Below are 10367 nucleotides of genomic sequence, written 5' to 3'. Positions count from 1 at the left end.
CGTCACCGACCCGCCGTCCGTCCAGATCACCCGCGGCGTCCAACTCCACCTCCTCGACCTCCTCGACACCGACATCACACAGACCCGCTGGCCACAGACCTAAACCGGTGACCCGCGAAGTCCGGGGCTAGTTCAGGTATTGGCAGGTGTCGCGCGGGAGGTACCGTCCGTGGCCCGCGCGCCCGGTGAACCGCCGCCGGTCGATGACGGTTTCGCCGCGCGAGAGCACGGTCTCCACCTGTCCGGTGATCCGCTTCCCCTCGTAGGCGGAGTAGTCGACGTTCATGTGGTGGGTCTCGGCGGAGAGCGTCTGCTCGGCCCGCGGGTCGTAGACGACGAGGTCGGCGTCGGCCCCGGGGGCGATGGTGCCCTTCTTCGGGTAGAGGCCGAACATCCGGGCCGGGGTGGCGCAGGCGATCTCGATCCAGCGGCGGCGCGAGATGTGTCCCTCTACGACCGCCTGATGGAGGAGGTCCATCCGGTTCTCCACGCCCGGCAGCCCGTTGGGGATCTTGGAGAAGTCGCCGCGGCCCAGCTCCTTCTGGCCGGTGAAGCAGAAGGGGCAGTGGTCGGTGGAGACGACCTGGAGGTCATTGGTCCGCAGGCCCCTCCACAGCGCGGCCTGGTGCTCGCGCGGCCGCAGCGGGGTGGAGCACACGTACTTGGCGCCCTCGAAGTCCGGCTCGGCGAGGTTGTCCGTGGACAGGAAGAGGTACTGGGGGCAGGTCTCCCCGAAGACGGGCAGCCCCTTGTCGCGGGCCTGGGCCAGCTCCGCCACGGCTTCCTCGGCCGAGACGTGGACGACGTACAGCGGGGCGCCGGCCACCCGGGAGAGCTGGATCGCGCGGTGGGTGGCCTCGGCCTCCAGCAGCGTCTTGCGGACCTCGCCGTGATAGCGGGGGTCGGTCCTGCCCTCGGCCAGGGCCTGTTCGACGAGGACGTCGATGGCGATGCCGTTCTCGGCGTGCATCATGATCAGCCCGCCGTTGGCCGCGCCGCGCTGCATGGCGCGCAGGATCTGTCCGTCGTCGCTGTAGAACACGCCCGGGTAGGCCATGAAGAGCTTGAACGAGCTCACCCCGAGCCCGACGAGGGTGTCCATCTCCTTGAGCGAGGACGTGGTCACATCGGACATGATCATGTGGAAGCCGTAGTCGACGGCGCACTTGCCGTCGGCCTTCTCATGCCAGGCGTCGAGCCCCTCGCGCAGGGAGTGGCCCACCGACTGGACGGCGAAGTCCACGATGGTGGTCGTCCCGCCCCAGGCGGCGGCGCGGGTGCCCGTCTCGAAGGTGTCGGAGGCGTGGGTGCCGCCGAAGGGCAGCTCCATGTGGGTGTGCGCGTCCACGCCGCCCGGGATGACGTACTTGTCGGTCGCGTCGATCGTACGGTCGGCCGTCCAGCCCTGGGCGTACGCGCTGTCGGGGGCGGCGAGGGCGGCGACGCGGCCGTCCTCGACCAGGACGTCGGCCCGGGTCTCCTCGGCGGCGGTGATGACGAGGCCGCCGCGGATCACGGTGCGGGACATCAGGGTGCGCTCCTTCCGACGTCTTCGGCCACTTCCTCCGAACCGTCCGCCATGGCCTGCGCCGTGCGCAGCGCCGCCGCGAGGATCTCCGCGCCCTCCTCCGCCTCGGCGGCGGTCAGGCTCAGCGGCGGGGCGATGCGCAGCGCGCTGGTGTTGTGGCCGCCGCCCTTGCCGATCAGCAGCCCGCCCTGGCGCGCGGCCTCCAGGACGGCCGAGGCCGCCTCGGGCGAGGGCCTGCCGGTACCCGGCTCGACCACCTCGATGCCGATCATCAGCCCCCGGCCGCGCACCTCGCGTACGACGTCCAGGCCGGCGCAGGCGGCGCGCAGCCGCTCCATGAGGAGTCCGCCCACGCGGCGCGCGTTGCCCTGGAGGTCGTGTTCGAGGAGGTGGGTGAGGTTGGCGAGGCCGGCGGCCATGGTGACCGGGCTGCCGCCGAAGGTGGAGATGGAGTTGGCGCCCAGGCAGTTCATGATCTCGGCGCGGGCGACGACGCCGCCGATGGACATGCCGTTGCCGATGCCCTTGGCGAAGGTGAGGAGGTCCGGCGGGCCGGAGGCGGCGTGCGCCTGCCAGCCCCAGAAGTGGTCGCCGGTCCGTCCCCAGCCGGTCTGCACCTCGTCCGTGATCCACAGGATGCCGTGCCGGTCCAGGACCTCACGGAACGCGGCGAACAGCCCGTCCGGCGGGGAGGTGAACCCGCCGACGCCCTGCACCGGCTCCGCGATCAGCGCCGCCACCTGGCCGTGCGCCTGGCCGAGGACGTCCTCCAGATCGGCGACGCACGCCTTGACGAACTCGGCGTCCGACAGCCCGGCGTACGGGCCGCGGCCGCGCACCCCGCCGTGCACGAACAGCGTCTGGAGCGCGGACAGGCTGGTCGGCGACCAGGAGCGGTTGCCGGTGATGCCGACGGTCGAGAACGACCGGCCGTGGTAGCTGTTGCGCATCGCCAGGATCTGGTTGGAGCGGCGGTACGTGGTGGCCAGCAGCAGGGCGGTGTCGTTGGCCTCCGTGCCGGAGGTGGTGAAGAACACGCGCGGGTCGGGGATGCCGGACAGCTCCGCGACGCGCTCGGCCAGCTCCACCATGGGGCGGTCGAGGTAGAGGGTGGAGGTGTGCAGGATCCGCGCCGCCTGCTCGCTGACCGCCTTGGTGACCTCGGGGAGGGCGTGGGCGGTCATGGTGGTGAGGATGCCGCCGAAGAAGTCCAGGTAGCGGTTGCCGTCGGCGTCCCAGACGTGGCGGCCCTCGCCGTGGGTGATCTCGATCGGCCGCTCGTAGTAGAGGGCGAGCCAGTCGGGCAGGACGGCCTTGTGCCGCTCGTACAGCTCGCCGCTCACGGTTTCACCAGCCCGTCGTACGCGTCGGGCCGTCGATCCCGGTAGAACGCCCACTGCCGGCGCACCTCGTCGATCAGGCCGAAGTCCAGGTCCCGGATGATCAGCTCCTCCTCCTTGTCGCTGGCGGCCTCGCCGACGAGCCGGCCGCGCGGGTCCACGAAGTAGCTGGTGCCGTAGAAGTCGTTGTCGCCGTACTCCTCCACGCCGACGCGGTTGATCGCGGCGACGAAGTATTCGTTGGCGACGGCGGCGGCCGGCTGCTCGAGCTGCCACAGGTACGCCGACAGGCCGCGCGAGGTCGCCGAGGGGTTGTAGACCAGTTGGGCGCCGGCCAGGCCCAGCTCGCGCCACCCCTCGGGGAAGTGGCGGTCGTAGCAGATGTAGACGCCGACCTTGCCGACGGCGGTGTCGAACACCGGCCAGCCCAGGTTTCCCGGCTTGAAGTAGTACTTCTCCCAGAACCCCTTGACCTGCGGGATGTGGTGCTTGCGGTACTTGCCGAGGAAGCTGCCGTCCGCGTCGATCACGGCGGCGGTGTTGTAGTAGAAGCCGGACTGCTCCACCTCGTACACCGGCACCACCATCACCATGCCGGTCTCCCGGGCCAGCTCCCGCATGCGGCGGACCGTCGGCCCGTCCGGGACCGGCTCCGCCCACCGGTAGTGCTCGGCCTCCTGCACCTGGCAGAAGTACGGGGCGTTGAACACCTCCTGGAAGCCGATCACCCGTGCGCCCTGGGCGGCGGCCTGCCGGGCGTACTCCTCGTGCTTCGCGATCATCGATTCGGTGTCGCCGGTCCAGCTGCACTGGACGAGCGCGGCACGTACGACATTGGCCATGATCAGCTCCCTCGCGGGCGTCTACGCACGTAGATCCGGGCTGTGGGAAGAACGTAGAAGCGCACGGACCACTCTGGCAATACCGCGGCGGTTACTCAACGAAGACGCCCATGTTTCGTGTTATGTCGGGCGACGTCGGTACGCCGGCTTCCGTCCTCGGGCGGGACCGCCGCACCGGCTTCCGCCTTCAGGCGAGGCCGCGCACACCGGCCGGACCACGTGTCCGGCCGGTGTGCGCGGTGCGCTCGGATCTGCCGGGCGGCGTCATTTCTGCGGGGTGACCACCATCGCCGAGCCGCCCCCGCGCCGTACGGTCTCCGCCGCGGCCAGCCAGCGTCCGCCGGGCAGCCGCTGTACGCCCGTGGCCGCCCCGATCTCCGGGTTCTGCTTGAAGGAGTGGCCCAGCGCCGTGAGCTGTCCGCGCACCGGGCTGTTCCACAGCCCCGGTTCCAGCTCGGTCTGCGCGGCGTTGCGCTGGCTGGCGCGCGGCGCGGCGATCGCGTCGACCAGGGGCATGCCGCGGTCCAGGTGGTTGAGCAGGGTCTGCAGGACGGTGGTGATGATGGTGGCGCCGCCGGGCGAGCCGAGGGCGAGCACCGGGCGGCCCTTGTCGGTCACGATCGTCGGCGACATGGACGAGCGCGGCCGCTTGCCGGGGCCGGGCAGGTTCGGGTCGTGGACGGCGGGGTTGGCGGGCGCGAAGGAGAAGTCGGTGAGTTCGTTGTTGAGCAGGAAGCCGCGGCCGGGCACGGTGATACCGCTGCCGCCGGTCTGCTCGATGGTGAGGGTGTAGGCGACGACGTTGCCCCACTTGTCGGCGACCGTCAGGTGCGTGGTGTTCTCGCCCTCGTACGTGGTGGGGGCCGCGGTGCCGCCGCTGTCGCAGCCGGTGGGCCGGCTGGGGTCGCCGGGCGCGACCGGGCTGGTCAGCACGGAGTCGGCCTTGATCAGGCAGGCGCGGGAGTCGGCGAACCGCTGGGAGGTGAGGCCCTTGGTCGGCACGCCCTCGAAGGCCGGGTCGCCGACCCAGCGCCCCCGGTCGGCGAAGGCTATCCGGCTGGCCTCGATGTAGCGGTGCAGGTAGTCGCGGTCGCTGAGCCTGGTGAGGTCGGTCTTCTCCAGGATGTTGAGCGCCTCGGCGACGGTGGTGCCGCCGGAGGAGGACGGGGCCATGCCGTACACGTCGAGACCGTGGTAGGAGGTCCTGGTCGGGGCCTGGCGCTTGACCTCGTACCCGCGCAGGTCGCGCTCGGTGAGGTCGCCGGCCCGTACGACGCGCCGCGCGGCGGGGTCCACGGGCGGCTTGCGGACCGTGTCGACGATGTCGCGGCCCAGCTCGCCCTTGTAGACGGCGCCGACGCCCTTCTTGGCCAGCAGCGCGTAGGTGCGGGCCAGGTCGGGGTTGGTGAAGGTGGAGCCGACGACGGGGAGTTCGCCGCCGGGCAGGAACAGCTTGGCGGTGTCGGGGAAGTCCTTGAAGCGGGCCTGGTTGTCGGCGGTCTGCTGGCGGAACGTCGCGTCGACGGTGAAGCCGTCGCGGGCGATGCGCTCGGCGGGCTTCAGCACCTGGGCCAGCGAGCGGGTGCCCCAGGTGTCCAGCGCGGTGTCCCAGGTGGCGGGGGTGCCGGGGGTGCCGACGCTCAGCCCGCTGGTGACGGCGTCGGCGAACGGGATGGGCTTGCCGTCCTTGTCCAGGAAGAGCTTCTCGTCGGCGCTGCGCGGGGCGGTCTCGCGCCCGTCGAGGGTGAACACCTTGTGCTGCTTGGCGTTGTAGTAGACGAAGTATCCGCCGCCACCGACGCCCGCCGAGTACGGCTCGGTGACGCCGAGCGCGGCCGCGGTGGCCACGGCCGCGTCGACCGCGTTGCCGCCGTGCCGCAGCACCTCGATGCCGGCCGCCGAGGCGTCGGCGTCCACGCTGGAGACCGCGCCGCCGTAGCCGACGGCCACGGGCGTCTTGGCGGGCGTCTTCCCGGGCGTCGGGGCGGCCGAGCCGGCCGGGGCCGTCCCGCCCGCTGCGCCGGCGTGCGCCCCCGCCGGGGCGATGCCGAGGGCGAGGACCAGACCGGCCGTGGCGGCGAGGGCCGGCAGTCGGCGCAGCGCGGTGGATGCGGCGGTGGACGTGGCGGGGGTGGCGGCTGGTGTCGAAGACGACGCGGCTGGTCTGGCGGCGTGTGGCATCCGGACCTCCATGCAGGCGACAGGGGGCCGGAGCCTACCCGTGATCGTCCCGGATACGACAGGGGGCGCGCGAAGGGCGAGCGCGCCCGCATGCTCGAACAGACACCCGGTTCGCGGCTACGATGCGCGGCCATGACTGACACCGTGCAGGACCTGATCGCTTCCGCCGCGGCCCTGGTCGTGGGCCTGGCTCTCGGCTGGGCCGTGCACTCGGCCTACGCACGCCGCAAGCGGACGCGCGAGCAGCGGTTCTTCGGTCTGCCGGACGGCTCCGAGTGCGTCCTGGTGACGCACCGCGACAGCACCTCCGCGCACTGGAGCATCCCGCGCCATGACGCGCTCGCGCTGCTGGGCCTGGCCGCCGTCATAGAGAACTGCGGCGCGCACGCGGAGGTGGCGCCGCACGACACCGGGTTGCAGGGGTTCGGGGCGCGCACCGAGTTCTGCGTCGGGGACCCGACCGCGCACCGCCGGCTGGCCGCCCATATGGCGAATCTGCTGCCGGGTGTCGCGGTGCACCAGGGCGACGAGGCCCAGGAGCGGGGCGCGTTCACCATAGGCGGGACCGAGTACCGGCCGGAGCCCGGCGCGGTGGAGCATGTGCTGCTGGCCCGGCTCACGGCGGCCGACGGGGGCCGCCCCGTCTTCCTGGCGGCCGGTCAGCGTCCGGTCACCCACCGGGCGGCGATCCGCCATCTGGTGCGCAACCGCGCCCGGCTGGCCCGCAAGTACGGCGCGCAGGGCTCCTTCTGCCTGCTGCTGAAGGTCGTCAACTCGCAGGCGTACGGCCCGGATGTGGTGGAGCTGGTCGCGGACGTCACCAAGGCCGCGACCGCGGCCCCGGGCCGCTCGCGCGCCGCGCACAAGTCGGAGTGAGCGCGGTCCGGGCTCAGGCGGGGAAACCGGGGGTGTGCCACAGCTCGCCGGTGGCGGTGACCGCCAGGGCCTCGTGGGTGTCGAGGGCCGCGGTCCAGGCACGGGCGCCGTGGCCCATCGCGAAGGCGGCCGTGGCCAGGGCGTCGGTCCAGGTGAGGCCGGGGCCGGTCAGGGTGAGGGAGGCCAGGGCGGTGGCGGGCTCGCCGGTGTGCGGGTCGAGGACGTGGGGGCCGCGTTCGGCGGTGCCGGAGGTGGCGACGGCCAGGTCGCGGCCGGTGACGACGGCGCACACCGCGCCGGGGCGCAGCGGGTGGGCGATGCCGACGCGCCAGGGGACGCCGGGCGCGGCCTCGCCCCGCAGCTGGATGTCCCCGCCGCCGTTGACGCATGTGTTGTGCGCCCCCGCCTCGTACAGGATCCGCGAGGCGCGTTCCACGGCCCAGCCCTTGACCATCCCGGACGGGTCGAGCCGGCCGCCGGGCGTATGGGTGAACCAGCCGCCGGTGGCGCGCGCCGCGGCCTCGCACAGCTCCAGCACCTCGGCGACCTCCGCCCCGCACCGCTCGGGGGCGAGCTCGCCGCGGCCGAGGCGGCTGACGGTGCTGGCGGGGCGGTAGGGGGAGAACACCTCGTCCACGTGGTGCAGCCAGGCCACCGCCTCCCGGAGGGCCCGTCCGACGGCGGGGGTGGCCGGGTCGCGGATGTCGAAGGAGACGACCGTGCCCATGACGTGCTCGGCGTGGCGCACCCCGCGCCGCCCCTCAGACACCGGCCTTGTCCAGGGCGCTCTGCAGGGACTGGACATAGCCCTCGCTGGTGTAGGTGGCGCCGGACACCGCGTCGATCCGGGCGCTCTGGGCGCTCAGCGTCTCGCTGGTGAGCTGGGGTACGGCGTAGGAGGCGATCTGCTGGGAGCGGCCGTCGCCGGACGGGGTCCGCAGCGCCTTGACGGCGGTGATCTTCCCCTGGGCGAGGGTGACGGCGAGTTGCACGGGGCCGTAGCGGGTGTCGAAGGTGTCGCCGGTGTAGGTGCCGGTCGGGCTCGCGGACGTGGTGCGGGAGGTGGACGGGGACGGTGACGGCGCGCCGCTCGACGGGGCGGACGACGGGGCGGACGGGGAGGGGGCCGCCACCGCGGGGGTGGCGTTGACGTGGGGTTTGAGCGACAGCAGCAGGACCACGCCCGCGACGGTCGAGACGGTGGTGACGGCGGCCTTGCGCACAGCCGGACTCCTTTTCTCTGGGCTGGGACGGGTTCTCTGGGCCGGAACGGCGAACGACGCGGCTAGAACGCGAATGACTCGTGGTGGACGCGGTGGCGCGGCACCCCGGCCCCCCGCAGGGCCTGCTTGGCGGCCTCCGTCATCCCGGGCGGCCCGCACAGGTACACCTCGCGCTCGGCGAGGTCCGGGACCAGCCGGCGCAGGGCGTCCGGGGTCAGCGGGGAGGAGTACACGGCCGGCTCGTCCACGACGTAGTGGACGACGGCCCTGCGCGCCGCCGCGAGGTGGTCGAGCTCCGCGCGCAGCGCCAGGTCCTCGGGCCGGCGGGCGCGGTAGATCAGCGTCACGTCGCCGGGCAGGGTCTCGAACAGCGCCCGCAGCGGGGTGATGCCCACCCCGCCGCCGAGCAGCAGCACCTTGGGGGCGCGCCGGCGGCGGGCGGTGAACGCCCCGTACGGGCCCTCGGCCAGCACCCGGGTGCCGGGCGCGAGCCGGGCCAGGGCCGCGCTGTGGTCGCCGGCCGCCTTGACGGTGATCCGCAGGTACGAGGGGTGGGCGGCGGCCGAGAGGGAGTACGGGTTGGCGGCCCGCCACAGGCCGGGGGCGAGGAAGCGCCAGCGGAAGAACTGGCCGGGCTCGGCGCTCAGCTCCTCCAGCCGGTCGCCGGTCACATACACCGAGACGACGCCGGGCGCCTCCGGCCGGACCTCCAGGACCCGCAGCCGGTGGCGCAGCGCCCGCCGTACGGGGACGGCGAACCGGAACCACAGCAGCAGCGCCGCCACCGAGCCGTACAGCGCGTACCAGGCGAGCTGGGCCGGGCGGTCGCCGACGAAGTCGGCGCCGTTGGAGAGCTGGTGGCCGAAGACCAGGAAGACCGCCAGGTAGGTGGCGAGGTGCAGCAGGTGCCAGGTCTCGTAGGAGACGCGGCGGCGCACCACGCGGGCGGACAGGACGCCGGTGGCCAGCAGGAGCAGGAAGCCGGCGGTGCCCTTGAGGAGGTCGGGGTAGTGGAGGACGAGGGTGGTGGTCTGGTCCACGACGCCGGTGTGCGAGGTCAGCGCGTACCCCCAGATGATCAGCAGGGTGTGCGCGAGGGCGAGGGAGACGGTGTAGCGGCCGCCCATGGCGTGCCAGCGGGCCAGCCGGTCGCTGCCGACGTGGCGGTCCAGGAGCGGCACCCGGGCCATGAGCAGCAGCAGGACGGCGCAGGCGTAGCCGGCGAGCAGCCCGGTGATGCGCCCGGCGCCGGTCAGCCAGCCCGCCGCGCCGACCACGGAGGCGGTGTGGCGCCACCACAGGGCGAGGACGGCGGCGGCGCCCGCCCAGATGGCGAGCCGGGTGAGGGCGGGGACGAGGCCGGGCGGCCCCGGGGCGGGCCGCCGGGCGCGCCGGGTGGCGGCGCGCCGGTGGGTGACGGTGGTGGCCACGGGGGTTTCCTTTCGCGGGCGGCATGGCTGTGCTCGGAGCCGCCAGGTTCACAGGGGTTCTTCTGAGGAGCCTCTGAAAAGCCTTTGAAACGCGGCTGGAGCCCGTGATTCAGAGGAGACTCAGAGCGAACTCAGAGGGTCCGCAGAGCCCGCCGGGCCGGGCGGCGAGAGATGCTGGACGTGCCATGGAGAACGACGTCACCAGCCCCTTCCTGCTCCGCGCCGACGGCACGCCCGTCCGCGTCCTCGTCGTCGACGACGAGCCCGACCTGACGGAGGTGGTGTCGGGCGCCCTGCGCTATGAGGGCTGGGAGGTGCGTACGGCGTCGGACGGCGCGTCCGCGCTGGCCACGGCCCGTACGTTCCGTCCCGACGCGGTGGTGCTCGACTGGATGCTGCCGGACGCCGACGGTCTGACGGTGCTGCGCGGGCTGCGCGCCGAGCTGGAGGGCGTGTGTGTGCTCTTTCTCACCGCGCGCGACGCCGTGGAGGACCGGATCGCGGGGATCACCGCGGGCGGCGACGACTATGTGACCAAGCCGTTCAGCCTGGAGGAGGTGCTGGCCAGGCTGCGCGGGCTGCTGCGCCGGGCCGGGATGGCGCGCAGGTCGGACCTGCTCCAGGCGGACCGGCTGGTCGTGGGCGATCTGGTGATGGACGAGCGGGCTCGGGAGGTCACCCGGGGCGGGGTGGTGATCGAGCTGTCCCGCACCGAGTTCGAGCTGCTGCGGTTCCTGATGCGCAACCCGCGCCGGGTGCTGTCGAAGGCGCAGATACTGGACCGGGTGTGGTCGTACGACTTCGGTGGCAAGGCGCATGTGGTGGAGCTGTACATCAGCTATCTGCGGAAGAAGATCGACGCGGGGCGGACCCCGCTCATTCACACGGTGCGCGGGGTCGGGTACGTGCTGAAGCCGGACGCGCCGTGAGGCGCCCGCCGCTGCCGC

9 protein-coding genes are annotated in these 10367 nt (G+C 73.0%); 2 read left to right on the top strand and 7 right to left on the bottom strand.

Features of this window, described 5'->3' with window-relative positions:
* Window positions 1-127 precede the first annotated feature (127 nt).
* From hydA to ggt, 4 genes are all read right to left on the bottom strand, one after another.
* Entirely contained in the window at window positions 128-1531 is a 1404-nt protein-coding gene (gene hydA / locus BBH68_RS24785) for a dihydropyrimidinase (RefSeq protein WP_065965714.1), read from the bottom strand.
* On the bottom strand, window positions 1528-2871 hold the full coding sequence (locus BBH68_RS24780) for an aspartate aminotransferase family protein (protein WP_065965709.1): 1344 nt from the start codon (window positions 2869-2871) through the stop codon (window positions 1528-1530). The genes hydA and BBH68_RS24780 overlap by 4 nt, the downstream gene beginning before the upstream one ends.
* Entirely contained in the window at window positions 2868-3710 is an 843-nt protein-coding gene (locus BBH68_RS24775) for a nitrilase-related carbon-nitrogen hydrolase (RefSeq protein WP_065965708.1), read from the bottom strand. Before BBH68_RS24775 ends, BBH68_RS24780 begins: the two co-directional genes overlap by 4 nt.
* A gap of 264 nt (window positions 3711-3974) precedes the next feature.
* Window positions 3975-5891 carry a gamma-glutamyltransferase gene (gene ggt, locus BBH68_RS24770; RefSeq protein WP_245738288.1) on the bottom strand — a complete coding sequence of 639 codons (1917 nt, stop codon included), beginning with the start codon at window positions 5889-5891 and terminating at the stop codon, window positions 3975-3977.
* Between the two features lie 132 nt (window positions 5892-6023).
* Between ggt and BBH68_RS24765 the strand changes: the two genes are divergently transcribed.
* Window positions 6024-6767, top strand: coding sequence for a hypothetical protein (locus BBH68_RS24765; RefSeq protein ID WP_065965707.1), 744 nt, complete (start codon window positions 6024-6026; stop codon window positions 6765-6767).
* Between the two features lie 13 nt (window positions 6768-6780).
* Here the strand turns inward: BBH68_RS24765 and BBH68_RS24760 are convergent, their stop codons facing one another.
* From BBH68_RS24760 to BBH68_RS24750, 3 genes are all read right to left on the bottom strand, one after another.
* A complete protein-coding gene (locus BBH68_RS24760; RefSeq protein ID WP_174589084.1) occupies window positions 6781-7494 on the bottom strand; it encodes an FAD:protein FMN transferase in 714 nt (237 codons plus the stop codon).
* A 34-nt stretch (window positions 7495-7528) separates the two neighbouring features.
* A complete protein-coding gene (locus BBH68_RS24755; RefSeq protein ID WP_065965705.1) occupies window positions 7529-7990 on the bottom strand; it encodes an FMN-binding protein in 462 nt (153 codons plus the stop codon).
* 62 nt (window positions 7991-8052) lie between these two features.
* Window positions 8053-9420, bottom strand: coding sequence for a ferredoxin reductase family protein (locus BBH68_RS24750; RefSeq protein WP_065965704.1), 1368 nt, complete (start codon window positions 9418-9420; stop codon window positions 8053-8055).
* A gap of 185 nt (window positions 9421-9605) precedes the next feature.
* On the opposite strand from BBH68_RS24750, the gene BBH68_RS24745 reads away from it, so the two are divergent.
* On the top strand, window positions 9606-10349 hold the full coding sequence (locus BBH68_RS24745) for a response regulator transcription factor (protein ID WP_065965703.1): 744 nt from the start codon (window positions 9606-9608) through the stop codon (window positions 10347-10349).
* Window positions 10350-10367: the final 18 nt, after the last annotated feature.

It is taken from the genome of Streptomyces sparsogenes (assembly GCF_001704635.1).
GTDB lineage: Bacteria > Actinomycetota > Actinomycetes > Streptomycetales > Streptomycetaceae > Streptomyces > Streptomyces sparsogenes.
Note: the sequence above shows the minus strand (reverse complement) of the source record. Positions and strands in the feature narration are given on the sequence as shown.